This window comes from Thermosynechococcus sp. B1, from assembly GCF_030322985.1.
GTDB lineage: Bacteria > Cyanobacteriota > Cyanobacteriia > Thermosynechococcales > Thermosynechococcaceae > Thermosynechococcus.
The window spans coordinates 1,232,265-1,256,176 of the sequence record NZ_CP096573.1 but is presented as its reverse complement, the minus strand read 5'-3'; the positions used below and the strand labels follow the sequence as shown (position 1 = coordinate 1,256,176).

Below are 23,912 nucleotides of genomic sequence, written 5' to 3'. Positions count from 1 at the left end.
GTGCCACGCTAGGGGCGGGAACGGCGGGCAGTGCCTAGGGGATTGAGCCACTCCAACAGACACTCCTCCAGAATCTGCATTTCCGGAAAGAGACTTTGCTTGATCCACTGGCCGACGGCATCTAGGGGAGAAAATTCTGCGCCGACTTGCCACTTGAGTCCTTGGCTGAGGGGGGTGAGGTGATTCCCCGGTAGCTTCAAGGCAGTGACCATATCGCCAAATTTGGCTCTGAGGAGACTGCGCAGGCGGGCTGTTTGGTCAATATCGTCCTCTTGGAAACGGATCAAGAGATTACGGCGCACAGGATAGCGCTCTTGAATCAGTTTTTCGGTTTCTGTCGGGCTGGGACTGAATTCGACACCCACGGGGGCAAGGTTTTCTATCCAAGGAATGGATTGACTGGCGGGGTAGTTGTTGAAGGCCATGAATATATTCCCAGCGCGATCGCCATCGTAGAGGCTATTGATCAGCAGGTGGAGCTTGCAGCCCATACTGTGTCCCAAACCATAGATGGGCAATGCCGCTGGGTAGCCGCGGCGATAGATCAACCAATCAAGGGCATAGTCGAGTTTATTCAGCACATCGAGGGCGATCGCCCCATGATCAAAGGTGTTCACAAAGGGCGTGGCAATAATGCCATAGCCCGCCTCCGCTAGGTGCTCCAACAAGCGCCGATAGGTCAATTGCGGTGCCGCTGCCACAAAAGCTCCCCCCAGAAAGTGAATCCACCCCAAGGGACGCTGGGGAAGACACAGCCAACTGCCGCGAACCTCTTGCCACTCCAAAATCCAGTCACTCCAAAAATGCCTAACTGACTGTAATCTAGCGAATACGGGAAATGCAGTGGTACAGGACACGTGATGATTGCAACAGTTATCGGCATAGGGGCAGCCGCCCTAGGATTCCTAGCCCTTTTGGTGGCGATCGGTTTGGAAGGGCGGTATCGCCAGCGGCCAGCCCATCCCCTTGAAGTGATCCGTGCCACTTGGAATCTGGAAATCTATGAGCCAACCCACTACCGTTTTGTCGGGCTATTGGGACTGAGCAACCCCCACCGTGGCCTTGAGGTGATGGTGCCAGACTTACGGGCAGAGGTGGTGCTATTGTCCGATGGCCGTGTCGATATGATTCAGACGGATGTGCAGGTCATCCCCCGCCACCCGGAGCCAGAGTTTCCCCCCCGTGCCGATGGCTATTGGTTTGCCTATATCGTCAAGTCCACCAAGCAAACGAATGTCGAGATTTGTGTGGATTTGCAGGGAATTGGCGTGAGCGAGGTCAAGGCTGCTTGGGTCAAGATTCACTACATTGCCTATGGCCCCCATGGTCGCTTCCTGAAAACCCATCATGAATTTATCCCCCTCAAGTTTCCGGCCACGGGAAATACAGGTGTGTGGCGACAGGCGGAGGGATGTCAGGTACTCCCCATTCGCACCCATTTACTGACGCCGTTGGATATTCCCCTAGAGGTACTCAATCGCTACGTCATGCCCCATGCCCAAGCAGGTGATATTGTCGCAATTGGTGAAACCCCCATTGCCATTATTCAAGGCCGCCTCAAAGATCCTGCCCAACTGCGCCCCGGCTGGGTAGCAACGCGGGTGTGCCAGTTCTTCTTGCCGACTTCCAGTTTGGCAACGGCCTGTGGCATGCAAGCCTTGGTCGAGGAAGTGGGAGCGCTACGGGTGCTGTTGGCCTTTTTGGGGGGGGCGATCGCCAAAGTCTTTGGTCACAAGGGCGGATTTTATCAATTGGCCGGCGAACAAGCTCGCCTCATTGACGATGTGACAGGTACTCTGCCCCCCTACGATCAATTTATTGTTATGGGACCTGTTAACCCCCAAGCCGTCGTGGAGGATCTGGCAGCAAAAACGGGTTTGGGCATCGCCATTGTGGATGTTAACGACCTAGGGGCAGTCAAGGTGCTTGCCGCTAGCCAAGGAGTCTCCCCTCACTTCCTCACGACTGCTCTGAAGAAAAACCCCGCCGGTAATGCCGATGAGCAAACACCCATTGTCTTAATCCGGCCTTGCGGTGTTTCTCCGAGCTCGACTGAGGGTTTCCTAGACAAGATGCATTAGCTCTTATGGCCAACCGTTTCCATTAGTTCGGCTGGGAAAGAATCCCAGCACACTTGAAACAACTGCCCCAGTCTCAACTCTTTGATGTTTCCATTTGTTCGGCTGGGAAAGAATCCCAGCACTCTTGTCCTGAGCATGACGTTAAACTGCATCCGTGTTTCCATTTGTTTGGCTGGGAAAGAACCCCAGCACCTTAATCTGCAGCAGTATCCACAACGTCTAAGCGTTGATACTCTGCTGGAAGCCACAGCAAAGACTGCCATGACTCCGAATAATTTAGGAGTACGTGCTTGTCAGCTTGGAGTTGCAATAAACTGATGATCTTTCCTTGTAATCCCCTAGGAAGCTTCCGAAATGCCGATGAGGTCATATTGGCAATATCACTCCAGCCTGTTTTGTCAATCAAGGTTCCGTCCCGGCTGAATTGAATGGACGGTGCCCAGTCAGACGGCAACTTGCCGTCTTTCAAAATCGCGTAAAGAATTTTGGAAGAGCTTGGTAGAAAGAACCCTAAAGGAATAAAAGTCATTTTTTGAACAAAACGCTCGTCAAGCCTAGAATAGGATGCCAAATTTGCTCCACTGTAGCGACTGTAGAGTGGGACAACAACTTCTGTGGCAAGCGTTTTCAGGGTAATAGGTGGTGATGCAGTAGCCCGTTGAAGGACTTCTCTGGCAAATAAATCATCCATATCCAACTCCAAAAGTAATAGGTGGTGATGCAGTAGCCCGTTGAAGGACTTCTGAGAATATTCCCATAATGTTTCTCCAAAAAAATAAACTCGATTTCTATTTGTTCGGCTGGGAAAGAATCCCAGCACTAACTAGTTTTAATTAATTAATTAACTAACTAGGCGTTTCCATTTGTTCGGCTGGGAAAGAATCCCAGCACCTGCTGCCCCTGAAGCGGTTGCCCCTGAAGCGGTTTCCATTTGTTCGGCTGGGAAAGAATCCCAGCACGCCAACCTCGTGTTGCAGATTCTTGTAGCGATCGACCTTTCCATTTGTTCGGCTGGGAAAGAATCCCAGCACTGTTCTCGAGGTGGTTCCCCAATACCGGGAGTTTCGCTTTCCATTTGTTCGGCTGGGAAAGAATCCCAGCACGAGGAAGGTATTCCCATTGGAATTCTAAATTTAACCTTTCCATTTGTTCGGCTGGGAAAGAATCCCAGCACAAGAGTGTAGATTAATTTTCTACACTCACGTCCTGAGGTTTCCATTTGTTCGGCTGGGAAAGAATCCCAGCACGGTAATAGATTTTTTAGAAAACCATAACAAAAAAGTTTCCATTTGTTCGGCTGGGAAAGAATCCCAGCACAACAAGTTTGCAACCCGCCTACGGGCAAAAAGCTTGTTTCCATTTGTTCGGCTGGGAAAGAATCCCAGCACAAAGGGGATGTAATGTTGTATTGTAATCCAACTCATGGTTTCCATTTGTTCGGCTGGGAAAGAATCCCAGCACCTTACTTAAAAGAACCTCAACCTATTGAAGTTCACCCGTTTCCATTTGTTCGGCTGGGAAAGAATCCCAGCACTAGCAAAAAAGGCGAATATTTTATACTTGTTATCTAAGTTTCCATTTGTTCGGCTGGGAAAGAATCCCAGCACCTGCGGTGCCAAATACGTATACCAAAAAGAGCACAAGTTTCCATTTGTTCGGCTGGGAAAGAATCCCAGCACTCTTTAAGAGCCTCAACAAGCTCTGGACTTCGAGCGTTTCCATTTGTTCGGCTGGGAAAGAATCCCAGCACGAGGAAGGTATTCCCATTGGAATTCTAAATTTAACCTTTCCATTTGTTCGGCTGGGAAAGAATCCCAGCACAAGAGTGTAGATTAATTTTCTACACTCACGTCCTGAGGTTTCCATTTGTTCGGCTGGGAAAGAATCCCAGCACGGTAATAGATTTTTTAGAAAACCATAACAAAAAAGTTTCCATTTGTTCGGCTGGGAAAGAATCCCAGCACAACAAGTTTGCAACCCGCCTACGGGCAAAAAGCTTGTTTCCATTTGTTCGGCTGGGAAAGAATCCCAGCACAAAGGGGATGTAATGTTGTATTGTAATCCAACTCATGGTTTCCATTTGTTCGGCTGGGAAAGAATCCCAGCACCTTACTTAAAAGAACCTCAACCTATTGAAGTTCACCCGTTTCCATTTGTTCGGCTGGGAAAGAATCCCAGCACTAGCAAAAAAGGCGAATATTTTATACTTGTTATCTAAGTTTCCATTTGTTCGGCTGGGAAAGAATCCCAGCACCTGCGGTGCCAAATACGTATACCAAAAAGAGCACAAGTTTCCATTTGTTCGGCTGGGAAAGAATCCCAGCACTCTTTAAGAGCCTCAACAAGCTCTGGACTTCGAGCGTTTCCATTTGTTCGGCTGGGAAAGAATCCCAGCACTTCTCACTTTAGATGAAAGAATACAACCCTCACGTTTCCATTTGTTCGGCTGGGAAAGAATCCCAGCACCATGGGTTTCAAAACCTTTTGAATTGGAAGGGTATTTTCCATTTGTTCGGCTGGGAAAGAATCCCAGCACACTATTTGCCAGACAAATTCAAGCAGCTAACGTTTGAATTTTCCATTTGTTCGGCTGGGAAAGAATCCCAGCACGCATTCAGCGTACGCACAACCGAAATTCGCCCAAAAGGCGATTTTCCATTTGTTCGGCTGGGAAAGAATCCCAGCACCTAAAGAATTATCGCCATCTAAGGCAGCTAATGCTCTTTCCATTTGTTCGGCTGGGAAAGAATCCCAGCACTGCTCTTGAGCAGCAGGATAAGATTTTCACTTTGGCTTTCCATTTGTTCGGCTGGGAAAGAATCCCAGCACTTGGAATACGCTGATCAAGCAACTTTGCAGCGGTTACTTTCCATTTGTTCGGCTGGGAAAGAATCCCAGCACCCGCCAATAGGGGGTTATTTTTGGCCACCGTTTCACGCACCTTTCCATTTGTTCGGCTGGGAAAGAATCCCAGCACATTATGGACATTTACTATATCAAGCTCAGCGAAAACCTTTCCATTTGTTCGGCTGGGAAAGAATCCCAGCACTAGATTTGCAGTGGAACCAACTGTACTATTTGCCAGACTTTCCATTTGTTCGGCTGGGAAAGAATCCCAGCACTCAAGTTACGCCTGAGGCTATTAGCTATTTGAATACTTTCCATTTGTTCGGCTGGGAAAGAATCCCAGCACAAAGAATCCCTCTTAAAAACGAGCTTGTCAAGATTAACTTTCCATTTGTTCGGCTGGGAAAGAATCCCAGCACTTATAATAACCATAACTTTCTTTTATAATACTAATACTTTCCATTTGTTCGGCTGGGAAAGAATCCCAGCACTGCGCCTTCCTAGAAGGTGCTCTACGACTACTATAGCACAGGTCATTTTCAAGCACCTAGAGAGGATCATTTTTTTGTTTTTGTAAATTTTTTAGATCCGCAGGGTCACAGGATGTGAAAGTCACTCTGGAACTGAATTTCGGGAAAATTCAAGCACCTCCAAATCTGTTAGAAATTGCTCAAAGCGTTGTGGAGACTGGGTTTGAGAAAATTGCCAAGCTGAGAGGATATTTTTGTCCAGAGGTGCTTGCATGGCTGCCGCCATCGGCTAACCACTGCCCCTTTGACTTGAGCACTAAAGACGAATGGCTAAAGCAATGACGCCAAAAGCAATGAGGAGCACACCGCTCACAGGGGTAATCCAACTCGACCACTGCCGCAGTGCCAAGAGCTTTTGCAAGGCACCGCTAAATACTCCGACTAAAATCAGCGGCGCGACATACCCTGTTGTATACGCCAACAGCAGGCCAGCCCCCACCACTAGCTTTTGGGTTGTGGCCACCCATGCCAGCAGCGTTGCCAAGACCGGCGTACTACAGGGTGCTGCCACAAGGCCAAATGTTGCCCCTAGGGTATAGGCTTGCAATCCCGCAGGAACCCGATCCGGCAGTTCCTCTAGGAAGCGACTGCGGGGAAAGCTCAGGGGCAAGGCATTGAGCAAGTTTAAGCCCATGGCGATCGCCACCAAGCTCACCACGATCGTTAACCCCCAGCCCACCTGACCGTAGATGCGACCAGCAACAGCAGCAATCATCCCCAACAGGGTTAAGGTGGTTGCGAGGCCAAGGGCAAACCAAAGAGACTGGCGCAAGACGGAGCTATTTTGCTTTGTGGCGTAGCCGGCGATGTACCCGACAGTAATTGGCAGCATCGAAAGGGTGCAGGGAGTCAGACTTGTGAGCAGTCCCGCCAAAAAGATAATCCCCACACTCATGACGCTGAGACTGCTCAGTTGACCACTCACCCATTGGTTTGCCCACTGTTCTAGTTGATAGAGTTGGAGCGTTAAGCTGGCCATGGCATCAAAGGTTAAAGGCAACAGGGGGACCCGCCGTCACAATCACCAATCGCTCTGGATCAAGGAGATCGCGTAGAGCTTGATTCACTTGCTCTAGAGTCACCGCTTGCAAGCGATCGCTAAACTGTTGTAATTCCGCCGGCGGTAAGCCCACACTGGCATTTCCCAACAGCGTCCGTGCCACCACATCGACATTGGCTAATTCCACAATGTAGGTATTGCTGAGGCTGCGCTTGGCCGCATCGAGTTCGGCAGCAGTGAATCCTTGGCGGCGCGCCTCCCGCAGGAGTTGCAGCGTGGCCTGAATGGCCTTGGCGGTATCTTCGGGAGCCGTTTGCAGTTGGATGATAAAAGGCCCTGCCTGACGACTGGCACTAAAGAAGCTATAGATGCCGTAGGTCAAGCCTTGGCGATCGCGAATCTCTGTGCCCAAGCGACTGGCCAGCGTGTCTCCCCCTAGGATGTGATTCATCAGCATCGCTGCGTAGAAGCGAGAATCGCGGCGATCGATCCCCGGCGCCCCCAGATAGGTAATCGCTTGGCTCTTACCGGCAATCACCGCATTCTTAAAGAGGGTTTGCTCGGGCGGTGAAACTGCAGGAAAGGTTAGGGACAGGGGATCCGTTTGGGGTTGCCACGAGCCAAAAATTTCATTGAGGCGCGATCGCACCTCCACTGGGTCAAAATCTCCCACGAGGGTCAAAATCGTGTGATCGGGGGTATAGGCCGCCCGATAAAAGTTCAACAGGTCTGGGCGTTGAATCGCCTGTACAGATTCAGGAGTGGCAAAGGGATGCAGGGGATGATTGGCGGGATAGAGGGTTTCTTGCAGGACGCGGCGCCCCCAGCGCACAGGATCATCCGCCTCAAGGCTCAGAGCCGTGAGATAGCGTTGTTGGCTGAGCTTAAACTCCGGTTCTGGGAAGGTGGCTTCTTGAAGGACTTCACCAAGGGTTTGCAACAGCGTGGGCAGTTCACTGGCCAAGGCATAGCCCTCAATATCCACTCCATCGCGGAAGGCACTGAATTCTAGGCTAATGCCACGATCCTCAAGGGTTTGTGCCAGCGTCAGGGCATTTTTGCGCCGCGTGCCATTGAGGAGATTGGCAGCAGTGAGGTGGGCCACCCCCGGTTGTGTCAATAGATCGTAGGCTGTTCCTGCGTCAATGCGCCCCGCCAGCGTAATGGTTGGTGTACTGCGATCCACGAGTAAGAGCACCCGCAGGCCATTTTTCAGGGTAAAGGTTTCCACCCCATTATTTTTGACCTCAGGGGCAGCCTGCCCACTCCCTTGGGGTAAATAGGCGGCAATGGTTTGCGGATCCACTGGCTCACCGACAAGATTATGGGCGGTGGTTTGGGCACCCGGCCGACCTGAAAGCTCAACATCGGCAAATTCACTGGGAATAAATTCCCCCACAATCCAGCGATCGCGCCCAAAGTAGGTTTGCACCACTCGTTGAACATCCGCAGCCGTGACTTTTTCAATGGCCGCAAGGTGGCGATCGCTAAAGCGATAATCTCCCGTCAGGGTTTCATCATTAGCCAATTGACTGGCTTGGGCATCAATGTCACGATTGCGCAGGATAAAATTGGCCTTGAGCTGTTGCTTAGCCCGTTGCAGTTCAGCGGCGCTCAAGGGATGCTCTGCCAGTTGGTTCAGAATCTGGCCAATGGTCTGCTCAATCGTCTCAAGGGATTGCTCCGGGGCCGCGATCGCGCCAATTTCAAACCAGCCCCCCGCCTGTAACGCGGCCACATAGGAGTAGGCCGAACTGGCTTGACCCGTTTCCATCAATTCCTGATACAAGTACGAACTGCGTCCGCCACTGAGGAGCATATCCAGCACATCCAAGGCCGCCTGATCTGGATGGGTCATCGCTGGAATGGGTACCAAAATCTGTAATAGCGGCGCACTCCCCGGTTCTGTGAGGCGAATTCGCTGGGCTTGACCTGCCGTTGGCGGCGGTAATGAAGGAGACTTTAGAGGGTCGGTTGGCCGAGGAATCTGCCCAAAGGTTTTCTTGACCAGTTCCAGTGCCCTTGGGGGACGAACATCGCCAGCAATCACCACAACGGCATTATCGGGGCGATAGTACTGGTGATAAAAACTCTTCACCGCTGGCAGCGTAAACTGCTCCACATCACTGGCCGTTCCCCCCACTGGCAAGCCGTAGGGATGGTGGGGATAGAGGGCGGCCATCACGGCTCGACTGAGGCGATATTCAGGACTATTTTCATAGCCTTGCAGCTCCGAGATCACCACCCGTTTTTCACTCTCAAGGGCCTCGGGGGTCATCAGGATATTGCGCAGGCGATCGGCTTCAAGGATCAGCAGTGGTTCTAGTTGGTCAGCGCGCACCGTATGGTGGTAGGCGGTCATGTCGTAGCTGGTAAAGGCATTGGAAGCACTGCCAAGGGCATAAAACAACTGACCAAACTGGACGGGACGGCTCTTGGTGCCCTTAAACATCAAATGCTCCAGTTGGTGGGCAATCCCATTTTCTCCCTTGGGTTCATGGCGAGAACCAACGCGATACCACACCTGTAAACTCACAACGGGTGCTGTGGGAATCTCTTTGATCAGCACCGTGAGGCCATTGTCTAAAACGGTTTTGGTTACACCACTACCGAGTCCTTCTACCGTGTGCAGGGGAAAAATCACCGCCAAACTGGTACTCAAGAGCATCAAGCCAATAAATAATAAGATTTTAACGAATCGTGGAACTAGCCCTAGGGTCATCGTTGTAGTTAATTCCCTTGGTGGGCGATCGCGCTCACAAGTGGTGTAATCGCCGGGGAAAGACTCGCCAGAACCACGACCGATGCTGCCGCAATAATAATCGTTGTTGCCATCCGCACCATGGCATCGGTGCCCCGCTGATAGACCTCAAACTTATACTCTTGATTTTTCACCTGAGTGGCCAACTCACTCACATCCCCTTGCAGTTTGTGCACATCAGTTTGGAGCTTTTCGACATCCGTTTGTAGTTTTTCGACATCGGTGCCGAGCTTCTCCACATCTACACGCAGCGCCTGCAACTCGCTGAGTACCTTGGCTTGAAATTCCTGCTCGCTCATCCTACACATTCTCTGCACCACCTCATCTTCATTCTGGCAGAGAATGCCAACCGCCACCTAAGGTAGAAAGCGCAGGAATTTTTTCTTACCCACTTGCAGCACTTGGTTCACATAGGGTTCCGGTGCCGTGAGGGTAAAGTCCACATCCGTAACTTTTTCGCCGTTGAGACGCACCCCACCCCCTTGGATCTGTCGGCGCGCTTCGCTGCTACTGGGGCAGAGCTTGGTGTGACTGAGCACATAAGTCAGCTTCACAGGAAACTGAAACTCCCCAAGGGAATACTCTGGAATCGATCCCGCCTGTGCCGTTTGCCCTTGGGTGACGATCGCGGCTAGTTCCGCTTGGGTTTGCAGGGCGAGATCGCGCCCATGGTACTGACTCACGACTTCTAGGGCCAAGGCCTTCTGGCGATCGCGGGGATTGGGGGGTAAACTGTCCAAGGGCAAATCCGTGAGCAACTCAATGTATTGGTTCACCAAGGCATCGGGAATTTTTTCCAGCTTGGAGTACATACTGGCTGCCGATTCCGTAAGCGCCACATAGTTGCCAAGGGACTTCGACATTTTCTGTACTCCGTCCGTGCCCACTAGGATCGGCATCAGCAGACCAAATTGCACGGTGGGCAAGCGAAAATGGCGCTGTAAATCGCGACCGACAGCAATATTGAACTTTTGATCCGTCCCCCCCAACTCGACATCTGCGGCCACCGCCACCGAATCATAGCCCTGCATGAGGGGATAGAGAAACTCATGGAGAAAAATGGGCGTTTCCTTGGCGTAGCGTTCGGCAAACCCCTCCTTGGCCAGCATTTGGCCAACAGTCATCGTTCCCAGTAGCTCAAGAATTTTCCGCAAGTCCAGTTTAGCGAGCCACTCCGAGTTGTAGCGAATTTCTAAGCGGCCGGGGGTCTCAAAATCCAAAATGGGTTTCACCTGCTCAAGGTAGGTTTGCACATTGGCAGCCACTTCTTCGGGGCTGAGTTGTTTGCGCACCTCGGACTTTCCTGTGGGATCGCCAATTTGAGCCGTAAAGTCACCAATAATCAGTACGGCACAGTGACCCGCATCCTGAAACTGCCGCAGCTTGCGCAGCACAATACTGTGGCCAAGGTGAATTTCGCTGCCGGTGGGATCAATGCCAAGCTTAACCCGCAGCGGGCGCTCCGTTTGCCGCAAATAGGCCCAGAGATTTTCTTCGGGTTTGGTGGAATCAGGGACATGGGGAAACGTTTCGACAACGCCGCGCTGGAGCCGGGCAATTGTGGCCTCAAGATCTGAAGACATCATGGAATTGGGCTGGGACATTTTCTGGTCTAGGATGGCTATGATAGCAATCAATTGCGATCGCGGGGCAATTTTGCCATCCCTTACTTTTATTCCAATAAAAAAATCATATACGAAGTAAAAAATAATTGGCGTAAGGAAGCGACTGTCGTGTCCACCACTACCCTTGGCAAACACCCCTCCCAAACTCGCCCCCAGGATGAAAACTTCTGGCATGGGGTCCTGCGCATTGCTAACCGTACCTTCCTTGTGGGGATGACCTTTGGTTGTGCGGCGATCGGCGGGGGACTGCTGGGCTTGGCGATTAGCTTTCGGAATTTGCCGGATGTGCGATCGCTGCGGGGCTACATTCCCAGTGAAACGACGCACATTTACGATGTCAAGGGCACCCTCCTTGTCAGCCTTCACGATGAAGAAAACCGCGAAGTCGTTCCCCTCAGCGAAATTTCCCCCAATTTGAAGCTGGCTGTAATGGCCATTGAAGACAGTAGTTTCTACCAGCATCGCGGTATTAATCCCATTGGTATTTCCCGTGCCTTGATGGTCAACCTCACCTCGGGGCGTACCGTACAGGGTGGCTCTACCCTGACGATGCAATTGGTGAAAAATCTCTTTTTGTCTCAAGATCGCTCCATTAGCCGTAAAGTGGCTGAGGCTGTTCTGGCCATGCGCCTCGAGCAGATCTTCAGCAAAGATGAAATTTTGGAGATGTACCTCAATCAAGTCTATTGGGGACACAATACCTACGGCGTACAAACCGCAGCCCAAAGCTACTTCAAAAAAAATGCCGCTGATCTCACGCTTGCCGAAGCCGCCATGATGGCTGGCATTATTCAAGCGCCCGAGGCCTATAGCCCCTTTGTGGATTTTGACCTCGCCAAGGAACGGCAGCAGTTGGTGCTGGATCGGATGGTGGAATTGGATTGGATCACCCCCCAAGAGGCCGCTGCCGCTGCCCAAGAACCCATCAAGCTAGGGGAAATTACCTCCTTCCAGCGCAGTCGTAGCCCTTGGATTACGGATGCTGTGTTGCAGGAGTTGACCCGCCAATTTGGTCGTGAAGCGGTTATCCGTGGGGGAATGCGGGTACAAAGTAGCCTTGATGTCAAGGTGCAAAAAATGGCCGAAGAGGCAATCCAACGCGGCTATCAAACCCTACGGGGCAGTGGTGTGCGCGCCGATCAGTTGGCCTTGGCGGCAGTAGATCCACGAACGCACTATGTCAAAGCCCTTGTCGGCGGTGTGGACTACAACCGCAGTCAGTTTAATCGCGCCACCCAAGCCATGCGTCAACCGGGGTCTGCCTTTAAGCCCTTTGTCTTTTATGCTGCCTATGCCAGTGGCAAATATACGCCCGATTCTGGAATTAACGACTCACCCGTTAGGTATCGCGATGGCAGTGGGTGGTATGTGCCGCGAAATTACGATGGCTCCTTTATGGGTGGGATGTCTATGCGTATGGCTTTGGCCACGTCCCGCAATATTCCTGCGATTGTTCTTGGCCAAGAGGTGGGCATTGAGCGCGTCATTGAAATTTGCCGTACCCTTGGCATTACCAGTCCCATGCTTCCTGTGGTTTCTCTACCTCTGGGGGCTGTGGATCTAACGCCCTTGGAAATGGCCGCGGCCTATGCCACATTCGCCAACAATGGCTGGCAATCCCCCACCACAACCATCATTCAAGTCACCGATAACAATGGCAATTTGCTCTTGGATCACACACCGCGCCCCAAACTCGTGCTTGATCCTTGGGCCGCCGCCGCCCTAAACAACACAATGCAGAGTGTGATCACCAGTGGCACAGGGACAGCCGCCAACATTGGCCGACCCGCGGCGGGGAAAACAGGCACCACCTCTTCTGAGCGGGATATTTGGTTTGTTGGTTATGTGCCACAACTCTCAGCGGCTGTTTGGGCAGGGAATGACAACTATGCACCCCTCGGGCAGGGGGCAACGGGGGGTGGCTTTATGGCACCCATTTGGCGGGATTTCATGAGTCAGGCACTCAAGGATGTGCCCATCGAAGACTTTACTCCAATGTCGAAGTTCCAGCGACCCAAGCCGCAACGGCAAACAAATTAGCAAACAAATTAGGGATTGGTTTTTGAACTGGGTTCTGCGCCACTGAACCCATTAACACTTGATTTGATCGATTTGATCAGATGGTGCTTGGGCGTTGCAACTCATTTGCAGAAACTTCAGTAAAACTATTGTAATTATTCTCAATAAGCTGGGGTTGTTGCAAATGACACTTGTTGTCGGCTATCATGCAAACCAATATCGGCAGATCAAGCGAATCTTCTATGCCACTTTATACAGCAGCAGCCTTAAAGGCAGAATTGAATGAGAAGGGCTGGCGGTTGACGCCACAGCGAGAAACCATTCTCAATATTTTCCAGAATCTGCCCAAGGGCAATCACCTGAGTGCTGAAGACCTGCACCATGAGTTGCGCAAACAGGGACACTCCATTAGTTTATCCACCGTTTACCGCACCGTAAAGCTGATGTCGCGGATGGGTATTCTGCGGGAGTTGGAACTGGCAGAGGGACACAAGCACTATGAATTAAATACCATGTCCCCGCACCACCATCACCACATGGTGTGCGTGCAATGCAACCGCACAATGGAGTTCGACAATGATACGATTCTCAAGCAGGCTCTGAAGCAGACGGAGAAGTATGGTCTGCAATTGATTGATTGCCAACTGACGATTTACACCATTTGCCCAGAGGCGCTGCGGCGCGGTTACCCCGGACTGCCGGAAAACTGGGTCTGTAGTAGCGCGATCGCCCACGGCACAGAACCCCCCTCGCGGGGTAAATAAGGGATGCGACGACCCTTCGCGATCGCCCTTGTGGGCATAGCTGCTTTGCCCCCTCAGAGCCTAGGGGTTGAGTTTCCCGATGGTCGGGTGGCCTTTGATCAGCCACCCATTTTTGTTGAAGCCAATACCCGCTATCCTCAAGTGTGGCTAACGAATACCACCTACAACTTCATTGTGCAGATACCGACCACCGCAGGCGAACCCCTTGCCCGGCTTGACATTCAACAACTGCCCGGCATTGAGACAATTTACTTTTTGCCCCAACGTACCCGTGCTTTTATCGGCGATCGCTCCCACCAGCCGATTCCCTTGGCCGAGGTGACCTTTGATGGCCATTCAGCGCTGCTCACAGTGACCTTTGATCCCCCTGTGCCACCGGGGTCGTACCTGCGGGTTGAGGTTGCTCCTGTGCGCAATCCCCAATGGGATGGGACGTATCTTTTTGCTGTGACAGCCTTTCCTCGGGGGGGCGATCGCGCCCTAGGTCAAAATATCGGCACGGGTCGCTTGCAGTTTTACCGCAACTCTAATTTTTTCTAACGTGACCGTCTTTGCAACATTACCGCCGCCGCTTCAGCCGGGCGATCGCCTTGCCGTCGCCTTTCCCAGTGGTGTCCTCCGCCAAAGGGAACCTTTTTGGCAGGGAGTGGCCTGTTGGCAAGCTCAGGGCTATGAGGTGATTGTCGATGAGGCGGCCTTTGCCGGCTGGGGCTACCTTGCGGGTGCCGATCAACAGCGGCGCGATCGCCTGCGGCACTTATTGCAAGATAATTCTATTAAGGGTATTCTCTGCGGGCGGGGTGGATTTGGAGCGACTCGTCTGTTGGAGCAGTGGCAGTGGCCAGCGGTATCGCCGAAATGGCTGATTGGTTTTTCGGATATTACGGCTTTGCTGTGGAGCTATGCTAACCAAGGGGTGGCCGGTGTCCATGGCCCAGTACTCACCACGCTGGCGGCAGAACCCCTTTGGAGTCAGCAGCGGCTTTTTGATCTGGTGCGGGGCAAACCCCTAGAGCCGCTCTTGGGAACGGGTTGGGGGGGCGGTGTGGTGCAGGGTCGTCTTTTGGTGGGGAATTTAACAGTCGCGACTCATTTACTGGGGACGCCTGATTGTCCTTCTTTTGAGAATGTGATCTTGGCTCTAGAGGATGTGGGTGAAGCCCCCTATCGCATTGACCGCATGTTGACGCAGTGGCGCTGCAGTGGTGTGTTGCATCAGATTCAGGGGATTGCCCTCGGTCGTTTTAGTCGCTGTGAGGATCCGACCACCCAACCCAATTTTCGGCTGATTGAGGTGTTGCAGGATCGCTTAGGGGATTTGGGGCTTCCCATTGTCAGTGACTTGCCCTTTGGTCATGAGGGGGTGAACGCTGCCTTACCTGTGGGAGTCGCAGCAGAGTTGGATGGCGATCGCGGCTCTTTGCGGCTATTGCTCTGACCCAAAATCAAAATACCACCTCTGCCAGTGCCGAGATTGGTAAAAACTAATCCCACTCATAAGCAGAAGGCGATCGCTGGCAAACAATGAAATGAAAATTCGAGTGATAAGATATGGGGGATTCCATCAAGGCGCGTAAAGAGTTATGGATTTGGTGACACTGGCCGGACAGCTGAATGCAGGCACCATTTTGCCGGAAACCATCGTGATTGTGACGCTGCTCGTCGTCCTCCTAGCAGATTTGATTCAGGGACGCCAAGCCGATCGCTGGACCCCCTACTTTGCCATTGTCGGTTTAGGGGGAGCGATCGCCACGATGATTCCCCTGTGGACTCAGCCCGACACCGTCAGTTTCTTTGGCAGCTTTATTTCTGATCACCTCAGCCTCTTCTTCCGGGGACTGATTGCCCTTTCAGCCTTGGGCACGATTCTCATGTCCATTCGCTATGTTGAGCAAACGGGCAGTTCCCTCGGCGAATTTATGACGATTCTGTTGACCGCCACGGTGGGTGGCATGTTCATTGCCGGTGCCCAAGAACTGGTGTTTATCTTTGTGGCGCTAGAGACCCTGAGTATTGCCTCCTATCTGCTCACCGGCTACACCAAGCGCGATAGCCGCTCCAACGAAGCCGCCTTGAAATATCTCCTGATTGGTGCGGCCAGTTCTGCCATTTTCCTCTATGGATCGTCACTGTTGTATGGCCTCTCCGGTGGGTACACCCAATTACCAGAAATTGCCCAAGCTCTCTCTGCGGAATCCTTGGGTCTGGTGGTGGCCTTAGTGTTTGTTATTGCTGGCATTAGTTTCAAAATTTCAGCAGTGCCCTTTCACCAATGGACGCCCGATGTTTATGAGGGTGCCCCTACGCCTGTGGTTGCCTTTCTCTCCGTTGGCTCCAAAGCGGCTGGGTTTGCCCTTGCCATTCGCTTTTTGACCTTGGCCTTCCCCAGTGTCACCGATCAGTGGCAACTCATCTTTACGGTGCTGGCGATCCTCAGCATGATTCTCGGCAATGTGGTTGCCCTTGCCCAAACCAGCATGAAGCGGATGCTCGCCTACTCCTCCATTGGGCAGGCGGGGTTTGTGATGATTGGTTTTGTCGTTGGCACTGAGGCAGGTTATGCCAGTATGCTCTTTTACCTGCTGGTGTACCTCTTCATGAACCTTGGCGCCTTTACCTGTGTGATTCTCTTCTCCCTGCGCACGGGTACCGATCAAATTAGTGAGTATGCCGGCCTCTATCAAAAAGACCCCCTGCTCACCCTCGGCCTGAGCCTCTGTCTGCTTTCTCTGGGGGGGATTCCTCCCTTGGCCGGCTTTTTTGGCAAAATTTACCTCTTCTGGGCGGGTTGGCAAGCCGGTGCCTATGGTCTGGTGCTGCTGGGTCTATTAACGAGTGTGATCTCGATTTACTACTACATTCGTGTTGTCAAGATGATGGTAGTCAAGGAACCCCAAGAAATGTCCCTAGCTGTGCAAAATTATCCCGAGGTTTCTTGGTCAACCTTTGGCATGCGTCCTTTGCAGGTGGGTCTAGTGATGACGGTGATTGCCACCTCCTTGGCGGGTATCTTGGCCAATCCCCTCTTTAACTTGGTGAATACGGCAGTACTAGATGTGCCCCAAGTGGCTCATCAACCGACGGCGATCGAGGTGGCCTACCAAAGCCTACCGCCGGCAGGTAAATCTTAAGGATGACTTTAGTACCATCCCCGATCTATCCCCCTAGAATCAAGGGGAAGCTATGCTAGGACAAATCACAGTGGTGGAATTAGCGCAACGCCTAGCCACAGAGGCGGATACCTTGCAACTCATTGATGTGCGGGAACCAGAGGAGTGGGCGATCGCCCATCTTCCTCACTTTACGCCTTTGCCCTTGAGTGCGTTTCCCCAATGGTCGCCCCAAATTTGCCAGCTCTTTGATCCAGATCGGGAAACCTTGGTACTCTGCCACCACGGTGTGCGATCAGCGCAAATGGGTCACTGGTTGATTCAGCAGGGATTCCGTAATGTGAAAAACATTGTCGGTGGTATTGATGCCTATGCTGCGGCAGTGGATCCAACCCTACCCCGTTATTAGTTGATTGCCTTGGGAGAGTTTTCATGACCTTGAAAGTCGGTATTAATGGCTTTGGCCGCATTGGCCGCTTGGTGCTACGGGCGGGTCTCGCCTACGACAATATTCAGTTTGTCGGCATTAACGATCTCGTGCCTGCGGATAACCTTGCCTACCTCTTTAAGTACGATTCCACCCACGGCATCTATCCGGGAACCGTCAAGGCCACGGCAGAGGGCATCGAAATTGATGGTAAGTTCATTCCCTGTACGGCCATTCGCAATCCCGCAGAACTGCCTTGGGGATCGGTTGGCGCCGACTACATTGTTGAATCCACTGGCCTATTTACTGGCTATGAGGGGGCGGCTCAGCATCTTCAGGCCGGTGCGAAACGAGTGGTGATTTCAGCCCCCACCAAGGATGCCGATAAGGTGAAAACAATTGTCGTCGGTGTTAATGATGCGGCCTTTGATCCAGCGGTGGATGTGATTGTCTCCAATGCCAGTTGCACCACGAATTGCTTGGCACCGGTGGCGAAGGTACTACATCAAACCTTTGGGCTAGCTGAGGGCTTAATGACCACGGTGCACTCTGTTACCGCAACCCAACCGACGGTGGATGGTCCTAGTAAGAAGGATTGGCGCGGCGGCCGCGGGGCTGGCCAAAATATTATTCCCGCCTCTACCGGCGCTGCTAAAGCGGTGACACTGGTGTTGCCCGAACTCAAGGGCAGGTTGACGGGGATGGCCTTTCGCGTACCCACACCCGATGTGTCGGTGGTGGATTTAACCTTCAAAACTGAGAAGGCCACGAGCTATGACGAGATTTGTGCGGCAATGAAGGCAGCGGCTGAGGGGGATCTCAAGGGGATTCTCGGCTATACCGAAGAGGCGGTTGTCTCCAGTGATTTTATCGGTGATGGCCGCTCCAGTATCTTTGATGCCACAGCGGGGATCCAACTCAATGCCAATTTCTTTAAGGTGGTGGCTTGGTACGACAATGAGTGGGGCTATTCCTGCCGTGTGGTAGATCTCCTCAAATTGATGGCCGCTAAGGATGGTCTGCTCTAGCGACCCAAGTCATGGAGACGGTGGATCACTTCGCAGCAGTGCTGTGTGACTGCTTCTAGGGCAGCGCGATCGCCCGAAGCTGGGGGCGGAATGGGAGCACCAATGCGCACTGTAATGGGAACGGGTCGGGGAAATCCACCTTTTTTGAGAATCTCTTGGGTTCCCCAAAGGCATACGGGCAATAAAGGCGCCTGAGCTTTGGCGGCAATGAGTGCTGCCCCCAATTTCGGATCATAGATGCGCCCATCTTTCGTGCGCGTGCCCTCCAAAAAGACCCCCACTGCCCAACCCTGTTCTAGAGCTTTGAGGGCGGCCTGCAATGCGCGGCGATCGCCAGCTCCCCGCTTCACAGGATAGGCACCGTACCACCGAATCAATGTCCGAAAAATGGGAATCTGGAATAATTCCTCCTTGGCCATCCAAGCCACCGGTCGGCGCACACAGTTAGAAATCAGGGGTGGATCAAAGTAGCTGGCATGATTGGCTACCACCACCAGTGGCCCTCGCAGCGGTACCTGATGGGCACCATAGATGCGCCCGCGAAAGTAGGTGTGCAGGAGTGGACTCACCACTGACCATTTGAAAAGATGGTAGAGGAGCAGGCTGATCAGCGGCTCGCGATCGCGACTCACCCAAGGCTCTCCAAACTAGCGATCGTGGCAATGCTGGTAACGGTGATCTCTGGGGTAGTGCGTTTAACCAAGCCTGCCAATACGTTGCCGGGACCAATTTCAAAGGCTTGGGTCACCCCCGCTGCCGCAAGGGCATGACAGGTGTCCACCCACCGCACAGAGCCGGTCATCTGCGATCGCAACCGTGCCTTGATCACCGCTGCATCCGTTGTCGGTTCAGGTTCGACATTATTCAAAACGGGAAAGATCGCCTCGTGGAAGGTGCACTCCTCCAGCAGCGTGGCAAATGTGGCTGCCGCCTCCGCCATAAACGGGGAATGAAAAGCCCCACTCACATTCAAGGGAACCGCTCGCTTCACCTTAATTTTGCCTAGCACCGCGTCCACCGCTGCCGGCAGCCCCGAAATCACCACCTGCCCCGGATGGTTATCATTGGCCAGAACCACATTGGCTGTGCTGGCGATCGCCTCTTGCAACTGCTCGCGGTCAAAGCCAATCAAGGCCACCATCTTGCCCCCCCCAGCGGCATTCATCAGTTCGGCTCGCCGCTGCACTAACTTCAGTCCTGTTGTAAAGTCAAAAACCTCCGCCGCATAGAGGGCAACATATTCGCCGAGACTATGCCCCGCAACAAAGTCCGCTTTTGCCCCCTGTTCCTTGAGGGCATCCACAAGCAAGCTCTCCACCAGAAACAAACTCGGCTGGGTATAGAGGGTTTGATCTAAGTTACCGATACGACCTGCACAGCACTCAATGACCGACCACCCCAAAATCGCCGCTGCCTGTGCGCACCGCTCCTCGGCTGGGGGATAGGCCGTCAGCAAATCCGCCATCATTTCTGGATGTTGCGACCCTTGGCCGGGAAATAACCATGCTGTCTTTGTCATCGGCAGTGCTCAACTCGAACCGCAATCTACTTTACCCGATTTGGGATGTCCGTTATACTAGAAAATTGTCGATAAAAATCTGCCCCTTTTATCTCCATAGGCTGACATGATTAAACTGCGTCTCAAACGCTACGGCAAAAAACGGAACGCCACCTATCGGATTGTGGCGATGAACAATACCGATCGCCGCGATGGGCGTGCCCTCGAAGAATTGGGCTTCTATGATCCGATCCGTGATGAAGTGCGCCTCAAGGAAGAGGCTATCAAGCGGCGTTTGGCGCAGGGCGCACAACCCACAGATACCGTGCGGCGGCTGTTTGTCAAAGCAAATCTTCTCCCCGAAACTGCCAAAAAATAGGCAATGACTGAGTCGGCTGCCCCCAACTACGCTGCCTTGATTCGCTTCCTGCTGGAACCCTTTATGGAAGCACCGGAAACGCTACGGCTGCATGCGGAATTTTCCCCTGCCAATTCTCGCATCTGGGTACGCCTTGCCTTTGCTGGCGAGGATAAGGGACGGGTCTATGGCCGTGGCGGTCGCAATCTCCATGCCATTCGAGCAGTTCTACAGGCTGCTGCCCAAGCCGCCGGTCAGCAGGTTTACCTAGATGTCTATGACGATGCCAAAAGTACGCCTAAAATAGATCATCAAGGGAGCGATCGCCCCCGGCGATTCCGTCGTTCTTATCCATCATCAAGGAGGCAAAGTTAGCGCGTGTCTGAAGTGCGTTTAGGTGAAAACGAATCCATTGAGTCCGCTCTACGGCGATTCAAGAAAAAAATCCAAAAAGCGGGCATTCTTTCGGAAGTCAAACGGCGTGAACGTTACGAGAAACCCAGCCTGCGCCGCAAACGCAAACAGGAGGCCGCCCGCAAGCGCAATCGCTAAGCCTTGGGTATGACCACGAGGGAAAGCCTCACCATTGACCTCCACAGCACTGAGAGTGCGATCGCCCTTGTCGGTGAGCAAGAAGCCAACCTGCGCATCTTTGCCGCCCAAACAGGGGCGACCCTTGTTTTAAGGGGGCGGGATCTCTACATCACTGGTACCCCTGCTCAAATCCAACTCTGCCAACAACTGATTCAAGACCTCGGTACCCTCTGGCGCGAGGGGCGTCCTGTGTCTGGGGTAGATATTCTCACCGTCCGCCATGCCTACGACACCCAGCAGCGGGAAGCCCTCCAAGAGCTGCAACAGGATATTCTGGCTCGCACCCGTCGCGGCGACATTATTCGTGCCAAAACCTTTCGCCAGCGCCAGTACATTCAAGCCATTCGCAGCCACACACTCACCTTTGGCATTGGGCCAGCGGGCACCGGCAAAACCTTCTTGGCCACCGTTCTAGCCGTCCAAGCGCTACTGTCGGGTACTTATGAGCGGTTGATTTTGACACGGCCTGCGGTGGAAGCAGGGGAGCGGCTCGGCTTTTTGCCGGGAGATTTACAGCAAAAAATTGATCCCTATTTGCGTCCCCTCTACGATGCTCTCTACGAACTAGTGGAGCCAGAGAAAATTAGTAACCTGATGGAGCGGGGGGTGATTGAAGTGGCTCCCTTGGCCTATATGCGAGGGCGTACCCTCAATAATGCCTTTGTCATCCTCGATGAGGCCCAGAACACCACCCCTGCCCAGATGAAAATGGTCTTGACCCGCATTGGTTTTAACTCCTGCTTGGTGGTAACGGGGGACTTGACACAAACCGATCTACCAGAACATCAAACCTCCGGCCTCAGTGTGGCCACGAAAATTCTCAAAGATGTCGAAGGGATCGCGTTTTGTTATCTAACCAAGGGGGATGTGATTCGCCATCCCCTTGTCGAGCGAATTATTGATGCCTACGATCGCCATGAGCAGGCCTTGCTTACTAAGTCAAAAGAGCGCGCATCTGGGCGTAGCGATCGCTCAGCCAAGGCCAATTAACCACCTGCCACCAAGCCTCTAGGTACTGATCGCGACGGTTGCGATAGGTCAGGTAGTAGGCATGCTCCCACAAATCATTGCCCAAGATCGGCACTTGCCCTTGCATCAGCGGCGAATCTTGGTTCAGTGTGGTGGTAATGGCCAGATTTCCTTGGGGCGTCAGCACAAGCCAGACCCAGCCACTGCCAAAGTGCTTTAGACCTGCCTGCTGAAACTGGGTTTGAAACGCTGAGAACGAGCCAAAGGTGGCTGCAATTGCTGTGGCCAGCTCCCCCGTGGGTTCACCGCCCCCATTCGGTGCCATACTTTGCCAAAAGAGGGAATGGTTGGCATGGCCGCCGCCGTGGTTGCGCACGGTTTGTTGAATGGCGGTGGGTAGTTGGCGAATGTGGCGCAGTAAATCCTCAATAGGTAGCCCCTGCCATTGCCGGTAGGGCGTCAGTGCCTTGTTCAGCGTCTTCACATAGGCCGCATGGTGTTTGTCGTGGTGTAGCTGCATCGTCTGCGCATCAATCACTGGCTCTAGGGCATCGTAGCCGTAGGGCAAAGGCGGCAGCGTATAAATTTCTGACGGCTCACCTTCAGCCACGGCTGGGCGCGATCGCAACCAGAGTGTAGCGGCACTGCCGACGAGAAGGCCAAGGGTTTGACGACGGGTTAGGGGCATAGCGAGTACGTGAAATGTTCCCGCTAATAGTTTAAGTCTTTAAGTTCCGCAGGATTATTCTTGGCGCAGTAGGAGTTGTTGAGCTTGGCTGGGTGTCAGGAGTTGGCCATCCACTTCAATTTGCAGCACCTTGTCAGCGGATGGTTGCAGCGTCGTACTGGCCTCACGGCGGTCTTTAGAACGCCACTGATTTTGCCAAAGGCGGTTCATTTCCGAGGATTCAAAGCCAGTGGTCGGGGAAATGGGATTAAAGATCGGGGGCAGGGGAGTCGCCAACGTGGCCAAGGGATAACATATCCCCAGCAACACCACGCTCAGCAGCAGTGGACGAGTCATAAGTCAATACCTCTTGGGAGCGATCGCAAATAATTTTTACAGTAGGCTTCTTCTAACCGCTTATTTTTTTCACCAAGGTCAGCCCTCATTCTTATTATATCCTCTGGAACTAAAGTCCTTTTTGGGTTTTTTCCCTCGTACTGAAGCGTTGAGGCTACCAAGCTTCTGTATTGTTTCCTAAGTTATGATGGTAAGACGTACGCACCAGTTTGTTGGCAATTATCAATCCAGAATGACACAGGCATACACCCCTGAAGATGTTTGGCGATTATTGGCAGAGCTACTGGAGGCTCAAAAGGAAACAGAACGCCGATTTCAGGAAACCGAGCGACAATTTCAAGAAACAGATCGGCGATTTCAAGAGACTGACCGGCGTTTTCAGGATCTTGAACAGCGATTTCAGGAAACGGCTCAACGTTTTCAAGAAACAGATCGGCTTTTTCAGCAGACTGAACGGCAATTTCAAGAAACAGATCGGCGGTTCCAAGAGACTGACCGGCGTTTTCAAGAAACGGAACGGTTGCTCCGAGAAGAAGCACGGCAGCTCAACCAACAAATTGGCAAACTGGGCAATCGCCTTGGGGAGTTTGTGGAGTGGCAAGTCCGCCCAGCCGTGTTGCGCTTATTTCAGAGTCGGGGAATTGCTGTTTCTCAACTCTACAGTGATGTGATTCTTCAAGACGGCAACGAGAGTTTAGAAATTGATCTGTTGGTCGTTAACACCGATGAAGCCGTTCTCGTCGAAGTGAAAACAAAACTTAGCCAAGGGGATGTTGATGAGCATTTAGAGCGGATTGCGAAATTTCGCCGTCTAGCTCACCAGTATCGTGGCACGAAACTCTTGGGTGCCGTGGCAGGGATGATTGTGCCGCCCGAGGTGGCTCGCTACGCTTATCGGCAAGGTTTGTTTGTGTTGGCGCAGTCGGGGGATGGGGTGACGATTCTCAACGACCCGCAGTTTCAGCCCCGTGCGTGGTAGGCCACTATCCCCTACTTGATTCGACGGAGGAAGCAAGGTGGAGAAAGAGGTCCGTCCCACACATGTGTGACCTAGGCAGCGCGTTTGACCAAGGAGCGAATGACGTTGTCTTTCATCATCAATAGGCGAGAGGCTTGCAACAGTAGCTCACGAGCTTCCTGAAGGCTCATGGCACTCACTTGCTCCTCCATCACCCGCATTTGAAACTCCTGTTCAAAGCTGAGGTCAACATTCAGTTCGGGGAAGCGTTGCTCCATAGAATGTACTCCTTACTCCATGTTATCGGGCATACGTGTTA

At 52.6% G+C, this 23,912-nt stretch carries 24 protein-coding genes and 1 CRISPR repeat array; of the genes, 13 read left to right on the top strand and 11 right to left on the bottom strand.

Translation table 11 applies throughout. The features are described 5' to 3' along the window. Window positions 1-8 precede the first annotated feature (8 nt). The gene (locus M0644_RS06425; RefSeq protein ID WP_286627093.1) at window positions 9-785 is read right to left on the bottom strand and encodes a DUF1350 family protein; all 777 of its coding nucleotides are present in this window, start codon (window positions 783-785) and stop codon (window positions 9-11) included. 75 nt (window positions 786-860) lie between these two features. Here M0644_RS06425 and M0644_RS06420 point away from each other — a divergent pair, with 75 nt between their 5' ends. Next, entirely contained in the window at window positions 861-2,081 is a 1,221-nt protein-coding gene (locus M0644_RS06420; RefSeq protein ID WP_190278271.1) for a F420-0:Gamma-glutamyl ligase, read from the top strand. A gap of 193 nt (window positions 2,082-2,274) precedes the next feature. On the opposite strand, the gene M0644_RS06415 is transcribed toward M0644_RS06420, so the two are convergent. The 5 genes from M0644_RS06415 to tyrS form a co-directional block, all read right to left on the bottom strand. Continuing rightward, a complete protein-coding gene (locus M0644_RS06415) occupies window positions 2,275-2,772 on the bottom strand; it encodes a hypothetical protein (protein WP_286627092.1) in 498 nt (165 codons plus the stop codon). Between the two features lie 94 nt (window positions 2,773-2,866). Further along, a CRISPR array of direct repeats spans window positions 2,867-5,419; the repeat unit is 35 nt; unit sequence TTTCCATTTGTTCGGCTGGGAAAGAATCCCAGCAC. A 295-nt stretch (window positions 5,420-5,714) separates the two neighbouring features. Beyond that, window positions 5,715-6,437, bottom strand: coding sequence for a cytochrome c biogenesis protein CcdA (locus tag M0644_RS06410; protein WP_149821714.1), 723 nt, complete (start codon window positions 6,435-6,437; stop codon window positions 5,715-5,717). Between the two features lie 4 nt (window positions 6,438-6,441). Further along, the gene (locus tag M0644_RS06405) at window positions 6,442-9,126 is read right to left on the bottom strand and encodes a pitrilysin family protein (protein WP_286627091.1); all 2,685 of its coding nucleotides are present in this window, start codon (window positions 9,124-9,126) and stop codon (window positions 6,442-6,444) included. A gap of 62 nt (window positions 9,127-9,188) precedes the next feature. Then, the gene (locus tag M0644_RS06400) at window positions 9,189-9,518 is read right to left on the bottom strand and encodes a hypothetical protein (RefSeq protein ID WP_286627089.1); all 330 of its coding nucleotides are present in this window, start codon (window positions 9,516-9,518) and stop codon (window positions 9,189-9,191) included. A gap of 57 nt (window positions 9,519-9,575) precedes the next feature. After that, window positions 9,576-10,802 carry a tyrosine--tRNA ligase gene (gene tyrS, locus M0644_RS06395; RefSeq protein WP_286627167.1) on the bottom strand — a complete coding sequence of 409 codons (1,227 nt, stop codon included), beginning with the start codon at window positions 10,800-10,802 and terminating at the stop codon, window positions 9,576-9,578. Window positions 10,803-10,952: 150 nt separating this feature from the next. Here tyrS and M0644_RS06390 point away from each other — a divergent pair, with 150 nt between their 5' ends. The 7 genes from M0644_RS06390 (at window position 10,953) to gap (ending at window position 18,192) form a co-directional block, all read left to right on the top strand. Then, complete coding sequence (locus tag M0644_RS06390) at window positions 10,953-12,884, top strand: transglycosylase domain-containing protein (RefSeq protein WP_149819196.1); 1,932 nt, start codon at window positions 10,953-10,955, stop codon at window positions 12,882-12,884. 221 nt (window positions 12,885-13,105) lie between these two features. Further along, window positions 13,106-13,627 carry a transcriptional repressor gene (locus M0644_RS06385; RefSeq protein WP_190278270.1) on the top strand — a complete coding sequence of 174 codons (522 nt, stop codon included), beginning with the start codon at window positions 13,106-13,108 and terminating at the stop codon, window positions 13,625-13,627. A 3-nt stretch (window positions 13,628-13,630) separates the two neighbouring features. Then, window positions 13,631-14,167: a DUF2808 domain-containing protein gene (locus tag M0644_RS06380; protein ID WP_286627088.1), complete on the top strand. Its 537-nt coding sequence runs from the start codon at window positions 13,631-13,633 to the stop codon at window positions 14,165-14,167. Between the two features lies 1 nt (window position 14,168). Continuing rightward, window positions 14,169-15,065, top strand: a complete 897-nt coding sequence (locus tag M0644_RS06375) for an LD-carboxypeptidase (RefSeq protein WP_286627087.1) — start codon at window positions 14,169-14,171, stop codon at window positions 15,063-15,065. Window positions 15,066-15,210: 145 nt separating this feature from the next. After that, the gene (locus M0644_RS06370) at window positions 15,211-16,758 is read left to right on the top strand and encodes an NAD(P)H-quinone oxidoreductase subunit N (protein WP_286627086.1); all 1,548 of its coding nucleotides are present in this window, start codon (window positions 15,211-15,213) and stop codon (window positions 16,756-16,758) included. Between the two features lie 52 nt (window positions 16,759-16,810). Further along, window positions 16,811-17,146 carry a rhodanese-like domain-containing protein gene (locus M0644_RS06365; RefSeq protein ID WP_149819186.1) on the top strand — a complete coding sequence of 112 codons (336 nt, stop codon included), beginning with the start codon at window positions 16,811-16,813 and terminating at the stop codon, window positions 17,144-17,146. Window positions 17,147-17,169: 23 nt separating this feature from the next. Then, the gene (gene gap, locus M0644_RS06360; protein ID WP_286627085.1) at window positions 17,170-18,192 is read left to right on the top strand and encodes a type I glyceraldehyde-3-phosphate dehydrogenase; all 1,023 of its coding nucleotides are present in this window, start codon (window positions 17,170-17,172) and stop codon (window positions 18,190-18,192) included. Here the strand turns inward: gap and M0644_RS06355 are convergent. Beyond that, a complete protein-coding gene (locus tag M0644_RS06355; RefSeq protein ID WP_286627084.1) occupies window positions 18,189-18,824 on the bottom strand; it encodes a 1-acyl-sn-glycerol-3-phosphate acyltransferase in 636 nt (211 codons plus the stop codon). The two genes, gap and M0644_RS06355, sit on opposite strands and share 4 nt — an antisense overlap. Continuing rightward, the gene (gene fabD / locus M0644_RS06350) at window positions 18,821-19,711 is read right to left on the bottom strand and encodes an ACP S-malonyltransferase (protein ID WP_190278269.1); all 891 of its coding nucleotides are present in this window, start codon (window positions 19,709-19,711) and stop codon (window positions 18,821-18,823) included. The genes M0644_RS06355 and fabD overlap by 4 nt, the downstream gene beginning before the upstream one ends. A 106-nt stretch (window positions 19,712-19,817) precedes the next feature. On the opposite strand from fabD, the gene rpsP reads away from it, so the two are divergent. The 4 genes from rpsP to M0644_RS06330 are packed head-to-tail and all read left to right on the top strand — an operon-like array spanning window position 19,818 to window position 21,632. Next, the gene (gene rpsP / locus M0644_RS06345) at window positions 19,818-20,069 is read left to right on the top strand and encodes a 30S ribosomal protein S16 (RefSeq protein WP_149819178.1); all 252 of its coding nucleotides are present in this window, start codon (window positions 19,818-19,820) and stop codon (window positions 20,067-20,069) included. Between the two features lie 3 nt (window positions 20,070-20,072). Continuing rightward, window positions 20,073-20,423, top strand: coding sequence for a KH domain-containing protein (locus M0644_RS06340; protein WP_149819176.1), 351 nt, complete (start codon window positions 20,073-20,075; stop codon window positions 20,421-20,423). Between the two features lie 3 nt (window positions 20,424-20,426). Further along, on the top strand, window positions 20,427-20,600 hold the full coding sequence (gene rpsU, locus M0644_RS06335) for a 30S ribosomal protein S21 (RefSeq protein WP_015126245.1): 174 nt from the start codon (window positions 20,427-20,429) through the stop codon (window positions 20,598-20,600). Window positions 20,601-20,609: 9 nt separating this feature from the next. Then, a complete protein-coding gene (locus tag M0644_RS06330; RefSeq protein ID WP_149819174.1) occupies window positions 20,610-21,632 on the top strand; it encodes a PhoH family protein in 1,023 nt (340 codons plus the stop codon). Here M0644_RS06330 and M0644_RS06325 read toward each other — a convergent pair. Further along, window positions 21,577-22,299: a superoxide dismutase gene (locus tag M0644_RS06325; RefSeq protein ID WP_286627080.1), complete on the bottom strand. Its 723-nt coding sequence runs from the start codon at window positions 22,297-22,299 to the stop codon at window positions 21,577-21,579. The two genes, M0644_RS06330 and M0644_RS06325, sit on opposite strands and share 56 nt — an antisense overlap. A gap of 54 nt (window positions 22,300-22,353) precedes the next feature. After that, the gene (locus tag M0644_RS06320; protein ID WP_286627079.1) at window positions 22,354-22,635 is read right to left on the bottom strand and encodes a hypothetical protein; all 282 of its coding nucleotides are present in this window, start codon (window positions 22,633-22,635) and stop codon (window positions 22,354-22,356) included. Between the two features lie 232 nt (window positions 22,636-22,867). Here M0644_RS06320 and M0644_RS06315 point away from each other — a divergent pair, with 232 nt between their 5' ends. Further along, window positions 22,868-23,614 carry a hypothetical protein gene (locus tag M0644_RS06315; protein WP_286627078.1) on the top strand — a complete coding sequence of 249 codons (747 nt, stop codon included), beginning with the start codon at window positions 22,868-22,870 and terminating at the stop codon, window positions 23,612-23,614. 71 nt (window positions 23,615-23,685) lie between these two features. Here the strand turns inward: M0644_RS06315 and M0644_RS06310 are convergent, their stop codons facing one another. Beyond that, entirely contained in the window at window positions 23,686-23,871 is a 186-nt protein-coding gene (locus tag M0644_RS06310) for an NblA/ycf18 family protein (protein WP_024125509.1), read from the bottom strand. Window positions 23,872-23,912: the final 41 nt, after the last annotated feature.